Annotated in this window: 9 protein-coding genes and 2 tRNA genes; 7 read left to right on the forward strand and 4 right to left on the reverse strand. The window is 39.5% G+C overall.

Going from position 1 to position 17,387, the window contains the following annotated elements:
• Positions 1–402: 402 nt before the first annotated feature.
• The 4 genes from TY21_RS07980 to TY21_RS07995 form a co-directional block, all read right to left on the reverse strand.
• Positions 403–1,749: a LysM peptidoglycan-binding domain-containing protein gene (locus tag TY21_RS07980; protein WP_042240995.1), complete on the reverse strand. Its 1,347-nt coding sequence runs from the start codon at positions 1,747–1,749 to the stop codon at positions 403–405.
• The gene (locus TY21_RS07985; protein WP_042240997.1) at positions 1,746–3,533 is read right to left on the reverse strand and encodes a phosphoenolpyruvate carboxykinase (GTP); all 1,788 of its coding nucleotides are present in this window, start codon (positions 3,531–3,533) and stop codon (positions 1,746–1,748) included. Before TY21_RS07985 ends, TY21_RS07980 begins: the two co-directional genes overlap by 4 nt.
• A gap of 297 nt (positions 3,534–3,830) precedes the next feature.
• Positions 3,831–4,877: a rod shape-determining protein gene (locus TY21_RS07990; protein ID WP_174232801.1), complete on the reverse strand. Its 1,047-nt coding sequence runs from the start codon at positions 4,875–4,877 to the stop codon at positions 3,831–3,833.
• 64 nt (positions 4,878–4,941) lie between these two features.
• Complete coding sequence (locus TY21_RS07995) at positions 4,942–8,427, reverse strand: DEAD/DEAH box helicase (protein WP_039386911.1); 3,486 nt, start codon at positions 8,425–8,427, stop codon at positions 4,942–4,944.
• 787 nt (positions 8,428–9,214) lie between these two features.
• Here TY21_RS07995 and TY21_RS08000 point away from each other — a divergent pair.
• The 7 genes from TY21_RS08000 to TY21_RS08030 all read left to right on the forward strand — a co-directional run bounded on the left by TY21_RS08000 (position 9,215) and on the right by TY21_RS08030 (position 17,245).
• A tRNA-Gly gene (locus TY21_RS08000) sits at positions 9,215–9,286 on the forward strand.
• Positions 9,287–9,319: 33 nt separating this feature from the next.
• Positions 9,320–9,391, forward strand: a tRNA-Gly gene (locus TY21_RS08005).
• Positions 9,392–9,503: 112 nt separating this feature from the next.
• Complete coding sequence (tig, locus tag TY21_RS08010; protein ID WP_042241001.1) at positions 9,504–10,838, forward strand: trigger factor; 1,335 nt, start codon at positions 9,504–9,506, stop codon at positions 10,836–10,838.
• A gap of 63 nt (positions 10,839–10,901) precedes the next feature.
• Positions 10,902–11,507, forward strand: a complete 606-nt coding sequence (locus TY21_RS08015; RefSeq protein ID WP_039386906.1) for an ATP-dependent Clp protease proteolytic subunit — start codon at positions 10,902–10,904, stop codon at positions 11,505–11,507.
• Positions 11,508–11,524: 17 nt separating this feature from the next.
• Entirely contained in the window at positions 11,525–12,781 is a 1,257-nt protein-coding gene (gene clpX, locus TY21_RS08020; RefSeq protein WP_042241005.1) for an ATP-dependent Clp protease ATP-binding subunit ClpX, read from the forward strand.
• A 124-nt stretch (positions 12,782–12,905) separates the two neighbouring features.
• Positions 12,906–13,826: a hypothetical protein gene (locus TY21_RS08025; protein WP_042241007.1), complete on the forward strand. Its 921-nt coding sequence runs from the start codon at positions 12,906–12,908 to the stop codon at positions 13,824–13,826.
• A gap of 671 nt (positions 13,827–14,497) precedes the next feature.
• Entirely contained in the window at positions 14,498–17,245 is a 2,748-nt protein-coding gene (locus tag TY21_RS08030) for a hypothetical protein (RefSeq protein ID WP_042241011.1), read from the forward strand.
• Positions 17,246–17,387: the final 142 nt, after the last annotated feature.

Raw genomic sequence — 17,387 nt, forward strand, 5'->3', positions numbered from 1 at the left:
CGTCTCCTTAACTCTCACCTGATATAGTCTTGCTATACCTTTTCCTTAACGCTCACCACATGGGCTCTTTACCCATGCAGCTTAAGGTGGTTTGTAACCTATGCCTAAGTCATCGGTTACTAGGGGCCTTCCCTAATCTCTTGTACAGCATCTTTGACCCGCCGTTGGCTTGTCAAAGTTCGTGGCGCACCTTAGTCTGCATACCCAACCCTCTGAAAGATGTGTCTCTGCTTAACAAAAGGGATTTTACAAAGCACGCAACTGCATAAGAAGTAGATTAAAATCTTATAATCAATGTTTTAAGTCTAACGAGTGTCCAAGTCAGGAAAAACTGTTTTAGTGATGGCAAAACAATCTAGGATTTTTTTCTACTGGTGTGAAAAGATTTTCTAAAGTTACAATTTAAGAAGGAATTCTTAAAGGTGTGCCGGGTTTCAGAGCATCTGTTTTAAGTTTATTGTAGTCACGCAAAACCTCAATATCGACCTTAAAGCGCCGAGAAATTTTCCATAGAGAATCGCCTTCTTGAACAATATATAAACGATCGGAAGGAAAAGAAGTAGGTGACTTAGGAGCTTTAGGTGCTAACGTTTGACTAGCAGGTTTTTTAGGGGAAGAATTAAATGGGGTTGGAGGAGGAGGTGATAGAGGGACAAGAGGCTTAGAGGGATTTTCTCTGATGATGGGCTTTTTAAGAGGTACTTCGGCGGAAGAAGCCCCTAATATAAAGCGTTTCATAGCACCATGAGGTAAATTGTTTTCAGGAATCAGCTCTCCTGCATACTGGTATAATTTAGCTCCTGCAGCTTTCCATACATTATCACTGCGCGGCCTGTCCAGTAGGTCTAAAGCATACTTTTCACTTTCAGAAGTTTTATCTTCTAATAGTGCTAGTAAAGCTAGTACATGATAATCATCGAGTTTATTCAAAGCAAACTCCCCATCTACTTTCAAGAGTAGATAAGCCGCATGTTTGGACTGACCATCCACATATTCTAATAAAAAACGTTGCCTTCTAGCAGCTGAAAGATCTTGGACAATTTTTTGTTGCTCAGCAAAGCCTGACAGCATGCCCCATGTACCATCCAAAAGCATATTTTGCAGCTCTATTTTACTTACTGGTATTTCAGCTCGATTAAAAAGCCATTCTACAGCAAGAAATTCTGAGGTCATAAAAAAAGCATCAGATAAACTCGTATCCTCCCGGTCTTTAAATTTTTTAAGCTGCAAAAACAGTCCTTTGCTAGTTAAAGGCCATCTTTCAGTGTTAGCAAATTGGATAACCGCTTGAAAATTTTCGTCCGATAATCCTGGATAAACAGTAATCATAGCGGGTTGCCCACTTTTAAGCTGACCATATATAATAGAACGTTGCTGCGCCAAAGGTGGATGGCCTAATAAGGCACGCGATAAGTCGAAATGATGAAATGCAACCAAGCAGGCTAGAGCAATATCTCGTTGCGTATAACCATTTTCTATCAGCTGATGATTTGAAAGCCTAGCTACCAATTCATCAAAAGATAATGAACGAAAATAATGGATTAATTCAATATTTCCCTTTGTACTAGCTAAAGGAACTTGTTGCTCTTGTTTTAATGCAGGCTTTTGCTCAAAATAAAGGGGTGGCGGAGCATCTTTAATAAACCAATAAAAGAAGAGAGAAAGGAGAATAATATTTAAAGCTCCACTAGCGGTTAAAACTAGGATAAGCCTGCGTATATATTTTAAATGAAGATTATCTAGATTCATTGCAATCGTGACTCAAGGGAAAGAATTTCTTGCAGCAGGCTTTTGGGCAATCGGTCACCAAACATTCTGAAGTAAGCTTTAGTTTCGTGCACCTCTTTTTTCCATTGTTCTTTATCTATATAAAAAAGGTTAGCTAGGGCATCTTCTGTAATAGGCAAATTACTTAAGTCAAGAGCTTTAGGTCCAGGAACATAGCCTAAAGGCGATTCAATTGCATTGTTTATCCCAGCGCAACGTTCAAAAATCCATTTCAACACACGAATATTTTCGCCATATCCTGGCCAAAGCCACTCACCCTTCTCTCCCTTTCTAAACCAATTGACGTAAAAAATTTTTGGTAATTTTTCAGGAGGAGTCTGCTTTTCCATAGATAGCCAATGAGCAAAATAGTCTCCCATGTTATAACCACAAAATGGCAGCATAGCAAAGGGATCGCGCCGTAGCTTACCTACCGTTCCTTTAGCAGCGGCAGTCATCTCAGAAGAGACACTAGCACCAAAAAAAACACCATGCTGCCAGCTAAAAGATTCCAAACATAGAGGCTGTAGAGAGGAACGCCTGCCCCCAAATACAATGGCGGAAATCGGCACTCCTTTTGGATCCTGCCAAGCTGGGTCTATAGCTGGACATTGAGAAGCTGAAACTGTAAAACGAGAGTTTGGATGTGCAGCTGGAGCTTTAGAGGTAGGAGTCCACTCCTGACCTAACCAATCCTGCAAATGCTTAGGTATCTGCTCTGTCATCCCTTCCCACCACACATCGCCTTCATCTGTCAAGGCCACGTTTGTAAAAATGCTATTGCGTTCAATGCTCCGCATAGCCTGGCAATTAGATTTCATTGAGGTACCTGGTGCCACGCCAAAAAAACCTGCTTCCGGATTGATAGCATATAAACGTCCATCGGCGCCAAATTTCATCCAGGCAATATCGTCACCAATGGCTTCCACTTTCCAGCCGGGAAGGGTAGAGGTCAACATGGCTAAATTTGTTTTACCACAAGCACTAGGAAAAGCCGCGGCTATATATTTTTTCTCTCCGTAAGGGTTAGTAAGCCCCAAGATAAGCATGTGTTCTGCCAGCCACCCTTCATCCCTTGCCATGACCGAAGCAATACGCAAAGCAAAACATTTTTTACCTAAAAGAGCATTCCCTCCATAACCACTTCCAAAAGACCAAATGGTACGCTCTTCAGGAAAATGTACAATATACCGATGATCAGGATTACAAGGCCAATCGGTATCTTTCTCCCCATCAGCCAAAGGCTTTCCTACAGAATGTATACAGGGAACAAAAGAGCCAGTCTCCCCTAACACCTCCAACACTTTTTGGCCCATACGAGTCATATGATGCATACTGACGACGACATAGGGCGAGTCTGTAAGCTCTACTCCTATATGAGAAATATCAGATTCTAAAGGACCCATGCTATAAGGAATAACATACATGGAACGTCCTCGCATACATCCTTTAAAAAGAGCTTTCAAAGTTTTTTTCATATCCTGAGGATCGCGCCAATTATTGGTAGGCCCAGCATCTTCCTTATTTTTTGAACAAATAAAAGTACTTTCTTCTACACGCGCGACATCGCGTGGATCGGAACGGCAAAGAAAACTATGGGGACGCTTGCTAGGATTAAGTTGAAGAAAAGAGCCAGCTTTTAGCATTTGCTCACACAGCTGGTCATATTCAGCTAAAGAACCATCGCATAAAATGAGGCGATCAGGTTGCGTTAATTGCCGCATCTCTTCAATCCATTCGTTAAGACGCGGATTTTTAATTTTCATATTGCCAACCTTTAAGCACCCTTATTCTCCTCTAGCCAAGCCTAAAAAATTCAATAGGTATCACCAAGTAGAGTACTGATCTATTTTTTATCTAAACAAGCTTAATAAGTAAGGTAGGAGAAAATGAAAAATATGAATACTCACACAGCACTATTGCTTGATAACCATTGATTTCATCTTTAGAATTCTTTTAAAAGCAGCTAAGAATTTTTATAAATATTGGGTCACTGGAGATCTTGAAATTAGCTGGGTTAGCTTTAAACTCTGTCTGCTAATGCTTACCTATTTACCTATCATTTACAATTGTTTACGTCTTTTGAATTTATCCAGATATTCTAGCGCTTTTCCTGTCCCCAAACATACGGCAAGTAAAGGATTTTGAGCGATGATAACCGGTAAGCCTGTCTCTTTAATCAAAGCTTTGTCAATGCCTTTAATCAAAGCCCCTCCTCCCGCTAAAACCATTCCCCTTTCCACCAAATCGGCCGCTAATTCAGGAGGACATTTTTCTAACGTTAGCTTAACGCTCTCAATAATTTGTTGAATAGGTTCAGCTAAGCATTCTCTAATTTCTACAGAATTAATTCTTTTGGTTACAGGTAGCCCTGCCACCTGATCTCGTCCACGAACCTCCATTTCTAGTTCGTTACCTCCCAAGGGATAAGCTGACCCAATGGTCATCTTAATTTCTTCTGCAGTCCTAGGACCGATCATCAAATTGTAAGTACGGCGCATATAATTGACAATGCACTCGTCAAACTCATCGCCTGCAATCCTTAAAGAACGGGATTCTACAATTCCCCCTAAAGAGATAATAGCAATTTCTGTTGTCCCTCCTCCAATGTCAATAATCATATTGGCAGAGGCTTCATGGACAGGCAAATCGACTCCAATTGCTGCAGCCATAGGCTCCTCTATAAGGATGACCTCTTGAGCACCAGCATGCAGAGCAGAGTCCTCTACTGCACGCTTTTCTACTCCTGTGATGCCAGAAGGAACAGCGATAAGAATTTTAGGTCGAAATAAGCTACGTGAAGGTGTCACACGTTTAATTAAAGCTTTAAGCATACCTTCGGCGATTTCAAAATCCGCGATCACCCCGTCTTTCATCGGCCTGACGGCATGTATCTTACGAGGAGTCTTGCCTAACATCGCTTTTGCTTTTTGGCCGACAGCCAAAACTTCATTAGTAGTAGAATCAACAGCCACAACGGAAGGCTCTGCTAAAACGATTCCTTTTCCTCTAACAAAAACTAACGTGTTAGCAGTTCCAAGATCAATGCCAATATCATTTGAGAAGACGCCACGAAACTTAGTAAGCTGCCCAAAAGCAGAACGGGCCATTTTACTAAAGTTATCTTTAATTCCTAATTGATTTTTCTTACTCATGTGGCCTCTATTGTACCTTTTATGTTTGCAACAACTCCAACACCTCTTCCCAAGTCAATTTCGAGATAGCTTCGTCATCTGAGCTTACGACTTTTTTCACAAGACCTTTTTTACGATTCTGCAGCTCCATGATTTTTTCTTCGATTGTATTGAGTGTCACCAATTTATATGCTGAAACGGCATTTTTTTGCCCAATTCTATGCACGCGATCTGTTGCCTGATTTTCTACGGCCGGGTTCCACCACATATCATAATGAATGACGGTATCAGCTCCGACAAGATTTAGCCCTGTACCCCCGGCCTTTAAAGACACTAGAAAAACAGGGATATTTTGATCCTCATTAAATTTTTTTACAATATTTAAACGATTTTTACTAGCTCCATCCAGATATTCAAAAGGAATACCTTGCCTTTGTAAATCTTCCCGCATGATATTAAGCATGCGCGTATATTGGCTGAAAATAACAGTTTTATGCTTTCCCTCTATAAGGGTTTGCAGCAACTCCATCAACATATCGTATTTAGAAGAATCCCCCACTTCTGCTTTGTCTTTAGCAAAGATTGCTGGATGGCAGCAAATCTGCTTCAAACGAGTCAGTGTGGCTAGCACATGAATCTGAATTTTTTCAAAGCCTTCCCGCTTGACTAGCTTAGAGAGTTCTTCCCTTGCCGAGGCGGCATAAGAATGATAAAGCTCGCGCTGGGTTTCAGAAAGATGGCAATGGTAGACAATTTCAGAGACAGGCGGTAGTTCGGAAAGAACGTCTTGTTTCATGCGCCGTAAAATGAAAGGAGAAACTTTCTGGCGTAAAATTTCCAGTTGGGAGCCAGCAGGCTGGGAAGGATGCCGAATATATTTTTCCACAAACCTTTCATAACTGCTGAGCAAGCCAGGCATTAAAAAGTCAAACAAGCTCCATAGCTCATCTAATGAATTTTCTATAGGCGTACCTGTTAAGATTAGACGATGAGCGGCTTGTATCATTTTTACCGATTTGGCATTGCGGGTTCCACGATTCTTAATATGCTGGGCCTCATCTAGAATGCAATAACCGAACTTAATAGTAATATAGAAATCTACATCTTTTTGTAAAAGACTATAAGAGGTAATAATGACATCGAAGTCGCGAATAGAGGTTAATAACTTTTTACGTTGAGTAGGAGTGCCGTCTACAGCTAATACTTTAAGCTGAGGGTTAAACTTACCAATCTCTTCTTTCCAGTTATAAACCAAAGAAGTAGGGCAAACAACAAGAGAAATAGCTTTAGGATGCTCAAGTTTATGCTGCGTAATTGCAATAATTGATTGCAAAGTTTTTCCCAGACCCATGTCATCAGCTAAGATACCGTTCAAATGCATGTCACGTAAACGGTTAAGCCAGCTCACACCTTCATTTTGATAGGATCTAAGAGAGGCTTGAATATTTTTAGGAATAACACTTGTGCAAGGAACAGCCATTCCTAACATCTGCTCTTGAATAAGTTTTAGCTTAGGGCTCATGGTAATATCTAGAGGTAAACCTTGGTAAGCCTTGACATCGATGCTTGATAAGCTCCACAAAGGACAAACCTGCACATGGTCTGCTAGCTGTTTAACCCCTATATCATCTAGTAATTGGATAATTGGCGCCAATTTATCCAGCTCTAAAACGAGAATTTTATGCGATTTAGAAGCAGAATCTTTCTTTTTCGTGCTCTTTTTTCGTGCTAACTCTACAAAAGCGCGCTTTGTTGATAAACATTCCCACAACATATCTAAGGTAAAGCCGTTTAAATACCCATTCACCTTAATGTGCACTTCATATTGGTCAATACGATCGGTTTCTTTAAGGTGAATTTTAAATTTAGTCTCTTCATAAATAAATTGATCTAAAAGGTTTTCAGGGCAATTAAATTTAATACGATCTTGATTATGAGGGATAATATCGGTCATAAATTCAATAATTTTTTTATCTGTTTTGGCAATAAAAAAACCGGTCGAAGGATCGTAAATAAAATCTTGGAAGAGTTCACGTAAGATTTTTTGCTCTTCTGTCAAATTACGTGCTAAAATTCCTTCTGTTGTTACAAAGGGTAAGATGTGATTAGGATTAATTTGCGAAGGAGCCGCAGGTACAACAATATCATCATAAATAAACTGTAGCGCGGCTTCTAGCTCACCATTTAAATAATTTATATCGCAAATAGCCCGTAGCTTACCCACAAAGGGTAAGGTCACAAAGCGATCGATAATCTCACGATTATAAATATCTGCATAGCGCATAAGCTCAGGTAAAGAATTCTCTACGAAAGTTCCAAAAAGAGCTTCAGGGATGGTTACATCCCGGATAGCTGGTAGATTACGGAGATGTTTGCGTCGAATGCGTGGCTGGAATCTATAATAATTGTTCTGATACAATAAGCCAGGCTTGGCACATTCAAAGAGGCGCACTTCTGGTAAAGTTACCCTCTGATCCTCGTCAATCATCAAAGTTGGATTAACCAGGATTTTAGGGCTATCTGCTTTTATATATTCTAACTCAAAACGCAGCTTCCCGAGCTGGCCTGAATAGCGTAAGGGCTCCTCCATAGTCCCACAATAAAAACAAGGCAACAAGGGATGTTCAGCCTCCGTTTCATAAGAGGTGTTTAAAGCTTTAGGGCGAGCAATAGCTCCCTCATAAGCCTGAGCAAGAAGATTTCCGAAGGCTTCTAAATCAATGTGGATAAGGCGTAAATTGCGATCTTCTTTTACTTCAGGGAAACGTGCAAAATTCATCAGCATTTTAAGAGTTTGGGCACTATCCTCATCAAAGGATTGCAAAGTGAAATAATAACGTTTATTTCCAATGTAAAAAGGCTCTTGATAACATAAAGAATCCAAGAACTCTCGAGCATTAGCGATATTTAAAGGCTTAGAACGAAAAGGCAATCTTAAAGCTAGCTGCACTTCCACATAAGATTGCGGGGAAGTAGGGGCTATATTTGAGAAGATGATAGCCAATTCTGCTTTATCTTGTATTAGCTCTTCTTCGGGAAGGAAAAAAGGAGATTTCCCTAAAACATCCGATGCCCCTACATATTCTATAAGCAGCTCTTTTTGCTGTTTTTTGTTGCGACGCACGGTTTCCTTAGTTTCCGCTTCCTTAAAGGTTTCTCGTAGGGTCTCCTTTTCAGATTCATCAATAGCTGGATTTTTGCCTAGATCAGTCTCTTTAGAGTATTTCACAATGGTTTCATCTAAATGCGCTTCTAAATAAAACAGAACAGCAGATAAATGCTGACAATCATACTGATGAGGGCAATCGCAATCAGAATCCATGGTCGTGGATTCACGCCTATCAATTTCTATTTCACAATTGTAAGTTTTTTCAAAGGCCCCCTGTACTTTACAACTCAAACGGACACGTTGAGCGTCTAAAGTGACAATCTTTGCCGACGAAACTGTCCCTTTTTCATAGAGAGCTTTTCCATCTTTTAATAAAGCTGACGAGTAATCTTGCTTAAGCTTTCGAAAGTTTAGCATGTTATATTCTTAAAAATTTATTTTTTATGAAGGGTAAGAGCTACTGTCCACATCGGCGCAGTATATAAAGTTAAGATCATGTTGTCAAAACAAACTAAAATTCGTAAATAAATTCAAGTATTATTATATTTTTTCTTTCTTTAACCTCTGAACTTTTAAGAAAAATTATGGACGAAAGAGGCGTAGCATTCCCTATTCTTTGACTTATCTTTCTTATAATCTATATTTATCTCTTTTAACTTGAATCCTCATTCGTATTGTTTTTTAGCTATTTAAAGTCTTTTTCTCTCTCGCCCTTAAAGCTTTAGTTGCCGATTTTTATAAACGTGGCTAGCATTTTTTTCTTTTGCCGCCTCTCTCTCTTTAAAAATTTTTTAGCTTTATTTTTTCTAAGGATCCATCCCATTTAACATCCCTCATCCCAATAAACTACGCTAAGCTTACCAAAAATTGCTCTATTCCTTGGCCTCTTGCCTTAACTTTATGAAATAATCCCTATTTTTTTCTTTTTATTTTTACGAAAATAAAAAAGCTCCTTGCTTTCTGGCTGCCAAGCAAAGGATTCTGTATGAATGCAATAGGAAGGGTCTACTGTTAATCCTTTTTAAAACTACACAGCCTCTGGAGAGATTAAATAACACTTTTTGCGTCTCGGTCAAAATCTTTTTCTTCAAGAGACTTTAAACTTTAAAAAGACCCTCGGCATACAACCTTTAGCGACCTCTCTTTTTTCCTTGTTAGAAAAGCTTTATATTTTTATACTTCTACTTCTGCGCTTAAAAATCGTGCGGGTGTAGCTCAGGGGTAGAGCATCACGTTGCCAACGTGAGTGTCGTGAGTTCAAATCTCATCACCCGCTATTGATAAACTTTTTAGGCATAGGAAATAGACTGCGGGTGTAGCTCAGGGGTAGAGCATCACGTTGCCAACGTGAGTGTCGTGAGTTCAAATCTCATCACCCGCTACTTTAGCAATATCTTCTTATATTTCCGTTTATGATAATTTAAAATTTTGATTCTTTAGGATAAGTAGTTTTTTTCTATCTTCCTCTCCATCTTTTATTATGAGGTATTTTTGTGTCAGCTCAACAAAACGAATATAAAAATGATAACCTTCATGTTATCTTTTCACGTGCACCAGGATGTAAAATAAAACTCGAGATTACTGTCTCTCCTCTGGCAACTCAGGCGGCCTACAAAAAAGCGATTAAAAATGTTAATAAAGAAGTGACCTTGCCTGGCTTCCGTAAAGGAAAGGCTCCTGAAAATTTCGTCGTGCAAAATTATAAAGCTCCTGTCCACCAAGAATGGAATGATCTTCTTGTCAACACTGCTTTCCAAGAAGCTCTTGAACTTACCCAAGCTTACCCTTTTAGTAGGGATACCATCCAACGCCCACAAATTAAAGAAATTTCTCTCGAAAAAGGGGCCCACTTAGTCATCGAATATGAAGCGGAGCCGCGAGTACCAAAAGTCAAGCCAGATGAACTGACCGTTAAAAAAGCTCAAAAGGAACCTATTAGCCCTGCCAAGGTCCAAGAGATTCTGCAGCAAATTCAACTTTCTCATGCGACTTGGGAAGATAAGGTGGATCATCCTATTATTGAAGGGGATTACGTTGACTTAACTATCGAAAATATGGATGAAGGCTTTGAAATTTGTAAAGACTCCCGCTTTCAGGTAGAAAAGGGCAAGATAGGAGCATGGTTATACAATCTTCTTATTGGCAAAAATGTTAACGATGTTGTAGAGGGCATGAGTGAACAAGACTCTACCCATGCAGAGACTTGTGAAGATCCTACACATGATCATTCTGAGCATGCAAATTTCAAGCCTACCCGCTGCAAAATTACCATCACCGCTCATCAACAAGCGCTTCTTCCTGAGATCAATGACGAACTAGCTGCCAAAGCCGGTGCTCCTACCGTAGAAGAATTAAAGGCCCGTATTGAAAAAAACTTGGAAAAGCGTGCAGATGAGTATGCCCAGATGGAGCAACGACGCCAAATTGAAAAACAGCTAGCAGAAAAATATCCGTTTGATATTCCCTATTCATTGACAAAAGAAGATAAAGAATTGCAAATCATGCAAGCGCTTAAAAATATTCGGAAAGCAAACCTAAGCCCCGAGGAGCTTGAAAAAAAATCTGAAGAAGCCAGACAGCAGATCACTCAAAGCATTGAAAATGCTTATCGCCTATTCTATCTTCTACGCGAGATAGCAGACGATCATCAAATAGAGGTTTCTCAAGAAGAAATCATACAAGAGTTTATGAAACAAATGCTCAGCCAAGAGACCGCTGTTATTGACGAATCGATGAAAGCAGAAGATATGCGAGAAAGACTGTATAGTTTTTTAATCACTCAAAAAACTAAGGACTTTCTTGTCGAGCAAGCCCAGCATATAGATTAATACTTGACTTGCGGAATATTTCATCTTATAAGTTTGAAGCAGCTACAATAAATAAGGATTGTTATGAATGAAGAAAGATCAAAAAACTCGCTGACCCCTTATGTGATTGAAGATACTGGGCGGGGCGAGCGATCGATGGATATTTTTTCCCGCTTACTTAAAGACCGCATCGTTTTTATTGGAACCGATATCACTGATCATGTAGCCAATGTAGTTGTCGCTCAACTTCTATTTTTAAGGATGGAAGATCCTAAAAAAGATGTCAATCTTTACATCAACTCTATGGGTGGCTACATTACTGCTGGTTTAGCTATCTACGATGTCCTACAATGGATGGGCTGCCGCATCAATACTTACTGTATAGGCCAAGCATCTTCCATGGGAGCTCTTTTACTAGCTGCAGGCACAAAAGGCCATCGCTATGCCTTACCTAATAGCCGGATTATGATTCACCAACCTATTGGAGGCGTCGGCGGGTCTTCTGCTGATATTGCCTTGCAAGCGAAAGAGATTCTTTATTTAAAAAAGCGCATTCATGAAATTATGGCTGAAGCTACAGGACAAAATGTAGAAAGAATTGCTCAAGATTCGGAAAGAGATTTTTATATGAGTCCTCTTGAAGCAAAAGAGTATGGCTTAATTGATGAAGTTGTTACACCTAAAAAATAATTTATTTAAAGGTCAAGATGTCAAAAAAACCTACGCCTCTTAAAGAAGTAGTTGCCTGTTCTTTCTGTGGTCGTTCAGAAGAAGCTGTGGAAAAGCTTATTTCAGGACCTAACGTATATATTTGTGATAAATGTGTTCGCCTCTGTGCAGGAATTGTAGATAAAAAAAAGACACCTAATCATGAGCTAAAGCTATTAAAACCTAAAGAAATTAAAGAGCGTCTGGATGAGTACATTATTGGCCAGGAAAGTGCCAAGCGAACAATTTCTGTTGCCGTCTACAATCATTACAAGCGTTTGCAAGCGCTAAATAAAAATAAAGAGGATGGGGAAAATAAAATTGATTTTAGCAAATCTAACGTCCTTCTTTTTGGTCCTACCGGCTCAGGAAAAACATTAATAGCTAAAACATTAGCAACCATCCTCGATGTGCCTTTTACTATCGCTGATGCTACGACTCTTACCGAAGCTGGCTATGTGGGAGAAGATGTTGAAAATATCATCCTGCGTCTACTGCAAGCGGCTGACTATGATGTAGCCAAAGCTGAGCAGGGAATTATCTATGTGGATGAAATTGATAAGATTAACCGTACCACCGCTAATGTCTCTATCACTCGAGATGTTTCTGGTGAAGGCGTTCAACAAGCTCTTCTAAAAATAGTTGAAGGCACTATAGCTAATGTGCCTCCCAAAGGAGGACGTAAGCACCCTAACCAAGAATATATAAAAGTTAACACCGAAAATATTCTATTTATTGTAGGAGGAGCTTTCGTTAACCTGGAAAAAATGGTAGCTAAGCGGTTGGGAAGAAGTACGATTGGATTTACTAATGAATCTAAAGAAAGTATTGATCCTAACCAAAAGAGTATGCTCCTATCGAAAGCAGAACCTGAAGATTTTGTTCAATTTGGGATGATTCCTGAGTTTATCGGTCGCTTCAACAGTATCGCCAACTGTAATGAACTTAAGCTAGAAGATCTAAAAGATATTTTAATTAAGCCTAAAAATGCTGTAGCCAAGCAATTTGCGGCTATGTTTGAACTTGAAGGAGTAAAGCTTACCTTTACCGACGAAGCTCTCCATGCCATTGCCCGTAAAGCAATGGAAGCTGGCACAGGCGCAAGGGCCTTACGGATGATTTTGGAAAGCAGCATGAAAGAGCTAATGTATGAAGTGCCCTCTGATAGTACCATCGAAGAAATCATTATCGATAAAGAAACCATCACCGATTTAAAAGCACCTCTTATTAAGAGAAACACTGAAAAGATTGCTTGAAGGGCATTGGGAAATGCATAATAAATGCTAAAAAAACTCCTTAGGCAACTAAAAATTTAGAAGATAAATCTTTTCAACTCCTTAAAAGCTTCCACGTTTGTTGCCTTGTCCCAGAGGATTTATCATGAAAGTTGCTCCTCTTACCTTTCCCTTGCAAGAGGCAAGCCTGTGCGAAAGCTATGCTCAACTTCTACCTTCCTCCCTGCATAGTTGCTTAAATGGCCTAGATCCTTTTGAAATCCAATCGCCTGTCTATGGGATTGGATTGGTTGAGCAAGAGCAGCCTGTAGGGATTATCTTAGCGACAGCCCACCTGCAGATACATACTGCTCACATCCATTCGTTAAATTTGGACAAGCACCATGCTAATCCTCGTCTGGCACGGCTTCTTCTAGAAGAAATGTCCAGACTTCTAGCTTCGCTCTCTACCACCTTAGCAACCTTTTCTTACATTCAAGAAAGCCCTATGGCTTCCCTGTTGGAAAAGGTGTTCTTAGAGCAAAAGTGGCAAGGCCCTAGGCCTTTAATCATCGAATGTCTTTTTAAACGCTCTGATTTTAATCTCCAATGGTGGCAGAGCAAAAATGTTACCTTAGAAGAGGGTTTCGAAGAGCTTCTTTTTAAAAAGATCACTCACAAAGAAAGACAAGATCTTATGCATCGTCAGGAACAAATGAGCATTCCCGACTACATTTTCCCTTTAGGAAGAGAAAAAAACTTAATAGAATATGAAAACAGTCTAGCGTTACGTTATAAGCAGAGAATCGTAGGATGGATGATTACCCACCGTACGGCTCCTGAAGTGATACGCTATTCGGCCTTGTATCTTGAAGATGACTTTTCGCACACTGGGTATTGGCTTAAGTTGCTGATAGATGCTTTAAATATCCATAGTACCATGGCTAACGCCCATTATGGGCTTTTAGAAATCAACTTAGACCAGATTTCTAGATCTTGGCGTAAATTTATTGAAAGAAGGCTATTTCCTCAAACTAGCCAAATTTCCCATCACCACTCTTTTTGGAAAGATTTTAATAATCATTAGCTCGCCTCTCCCTTTCCCCTATAGGCTTCTGCCAGAAAAACAACCTTTGCTAACGCAGCAGCTTGACCATTCTCCTAGGCTTAAAAGATAGAGCACAAAAAAATTTAATGACGGGCAAACTTCTAAAATGTTTTTTATTAAGCATCTGCATCATCGGTGGCAGCTTAAATAGAATTTTGAATAAAAAAACCCCTTTTCTTAAAAACTTTTGTAGCTTAAATGTAGGTTTATTGACCTAATTTCTGAGAAGACTTTACCTTTTACACCCTTCTTTTTGAAGAATGATTTGTGCTGCCTTGGTTGACCTAAAGGAACTCGAAAAAGTGAGAAAAAGATACGCTGAATAACAAGCCAGTGGATCGGCTAGATAAGATTAATGATTGTTATAAAGCAATATTCTTTTCTTATTAATGCCCAGCTTTAAGACCTGCGAAGTTAAGCCTCTTAAACCTTAATTACTCATGCTAAAAAAGGAAAAACTATAAATATTTTTTTAATAAAATAATTGATGGTAAATTTATTTTTTAATATAATTAAATTATAAGGTTTAAAATTGTTTTCTAAAAAATTTCTTAGGCACACAAATTACATTCATATCCCTAAAAGAGAAAAGAATACTAAGAAGAATTTTTCGTGCCTAATGCAAAAGCCTTAAGACAGGAGATGTTAATATGGTTAGCCCTCTACAAAATAATAGTCAGCAAGATCCTTCGACCGAAAACATCTCAGCCGTTAATTCTGGGGTGAAAGCCAATTCCAATGCTTCCTCCTCGGCTTCCTCCCCCTCTTCCACACAAGTTTCTGGGGATACCTTAGCTAGTAAAGCTTTAGCTAACCCAGGACTGGTTATTTTCAATCCTGATAATCCTCAAATTCCTAAACCTTCCCTTCTCTCTTATTTGCAAATAGTTTCTCTTGCCACGCGCATGAATAAGCAAAGCTCATACAGCGAGAGTGCCCTCATTAATCTGCTTCGATCCAATTTTTACAAAAATTCTATCGATAATGCCAATAATCTCTTGCAAATCCTCCAAGAACTTCTGAGCCTACAAGCTGAAACTCAAAAAATCAACCAAGACGCTAATGATGGGATTAATTTAGTAAACATACCCATTGCTGACTACAATAGCGGTGTTTCCCAGGATAATAGCAGCACCACAAGTATCCATAACGCAGCCATTAATTTTAATAATGCCTACACCCTTTATCAAGCTCAAACGCAAGCTTTTCTAGCCGGTAACATTTCTGCTGAAGAATATGCCCAAAACACCGCTACCTACAATGCTGCACAAGCGACATATAATCAGGCTGTTAATACTTACAATAACTATGTCACTTCCCGTAATCAGACAATTAATAATTACAATGACGCTGCCAATGCTTATAACAATCAAGCAGCCAAAAACAATCAAAAGCTAGCGGAGATTAACGAAAAAAGAAAAAGATATGGCTTAGAGCCTCTTCCCGCTCAAGAACTACTTCCTACCTATGCTCCTCTTTTACCTATAGCCTCTTCTGCACCTCCTGCTCCCGTAAATGTCCCTGCCCTCATTAATGCTTCGCCCATCCCTTTGCTTACTCCTTATCCCACTGCCACTCCTACCGATTTAATTGAATCTATCTATCTACCTCTTTTTCAGCTCACCTTTGCTGTCGTAGGGCAAATTAACAAGGGCTTAAAGTTAAATCTAGATATGCGAGAATTTCTTGATTATTACTTACCCGTTAAAACATCTTTAATGGCTCTTCCTGCTTCCTTTGCTTCTCAAATGGTTACAAATAACAATTCAGCAGCAGGCAACAGCAACACTGCAGGCTTAGCTTCTATTGCAGCCTCTCTAGAGCCTTCCATCGTCGCAAGGCTGCATAATCAAGGAAATCAAAATGCCTATTATCAAAGGTTTAATGCTGTGTTAAAACCAGGAACGATTGATGTATCCTTAGTAGCCACTGCCAATATATTGGCCAGTGCTTCCCTGGTGAGTGGCCAGCAGATGATTGATCTACTAAAAAATGATGCAGCTGGCCGTACTATTGATGGCGTCAATATAAGCAAAGCTTTAGCCTTGGGCTTTATTAGCAATGTCACCCATCTTATCTCTCAAAATAGCTTATCCTCTGCTTTACAAGACCTTAATGATAACCCTGCCGCTAGCCAGGCTTTAAACACTTTAAGCGCGATCATTAACCTCTCATCGGCAGGAGTAGCTTTAAGTTTACTGTCTTCTTCCTTAGGACAATCTGGCTTAGGCGCCCAATTATTAGGCTTGGCTGGTCTCAGCTCATCCACTATTGCTAGCTTAACTGGGCAAGGATTAGGCATCAATGATTTCGCTTCCAATCCTTTTGTCCAGGCCTATGCCGCTCAACAGTTATCTACTCAAATTGCTAATGCATTAGGATTGCAAGCAGGTTTATCCTCAAGTGGCCTAGGTGCTCTTCAACAAATGCTTCAAAATGCTGTTTTAACCTCTTTTCAACAAACTTCTTCTGTAGCAGCTTCCGATCAATTTTTTAATAATCTAGCCCAAAATTTAACCAAAAATGGAATTACAGGCGAGCAGGCCGCTGATGCACTTTCTGCCGCTTCTACCGCCTTTTATGATCCGCTTTTTACCTCTCAAATTGATTTTAGAGACGGCTTAAAAAAATCTTTGGAATCGCAAGGTTTTTCTTCCGGTGACGCCTTACAAATAGCCAGCTCAATAGCAGGTGTTGCTCCTACTGCTACAAGCGATCCTTTTTTTACTCCCAATGATCTAGACACCAATCTGTTCATTAGTAATTTAGCCAGCAATTTAACGCTTGCTGGAATCTCTACACCCTCTGAAATTGCCAACAAAGTTGCTGCTGCTTTGTTAGCAAACACCGAACAAATCTCTCAAGCTACTTTAAGAGACAACTTGCAATATCAGCTGGGACTACAAGGGTTGGCTAAAGACGAAGCTCGCCGAATAGCTACAGGCATTTCTTTATCTCCCGCCCTTGAGAACAATCCTCTTTCCCAAGCTAATCTCCATCAAGAGCTTCTAAGCAGTATGACTGCTGTTTATCTACCCATAATAGGCTTAAAGAAAGCTCAAGAGCAAGCTCAGCAGCTTGCTGATCTGCTGGTGGGGCCTGCCAATGCAAATGCTAAAGATATCCATGATGCCGCACAACCTTATTCATTAGTCAGAAGCATTGCTGACCATTTAGACAACATAAAAAAGACAGAAAATGAGGCTTTTTTTGAAGCAACCGTAGAAAGTTTTAAAGACTACATTAAGCCTTCTTTAGATCTATATACCTTCACCCAGCGATTGATGGACCCTGCCAATAAGTTAGTCTATGCCAACGATTTAATGCTTGCCCCTGCTGTTAATACGGGTGCCATCAAAATGGGAGGAACCAATCCAGCTTTGGAAGTGGCCGTATAAAAATATTAAAAATAATTATTAAAATAAAGATTTATACTTTATAAAGAAAAGAGCAGTTGAGAAGAAAAAATTTAACTTACTTACGCTCATCTGCTTACTAAAAAACTTAAAAAAAATCTAAGTAAGAATGCCTGATATTAAA

Source organism: Neochlamydia sp. S13, from assembly GCF_000648235.2.
Lineage (GTDB): Bacteria > Chlamydiota > Chlamydiia > Chlamydiales > Parachlamydiaceae > Neochlamydia.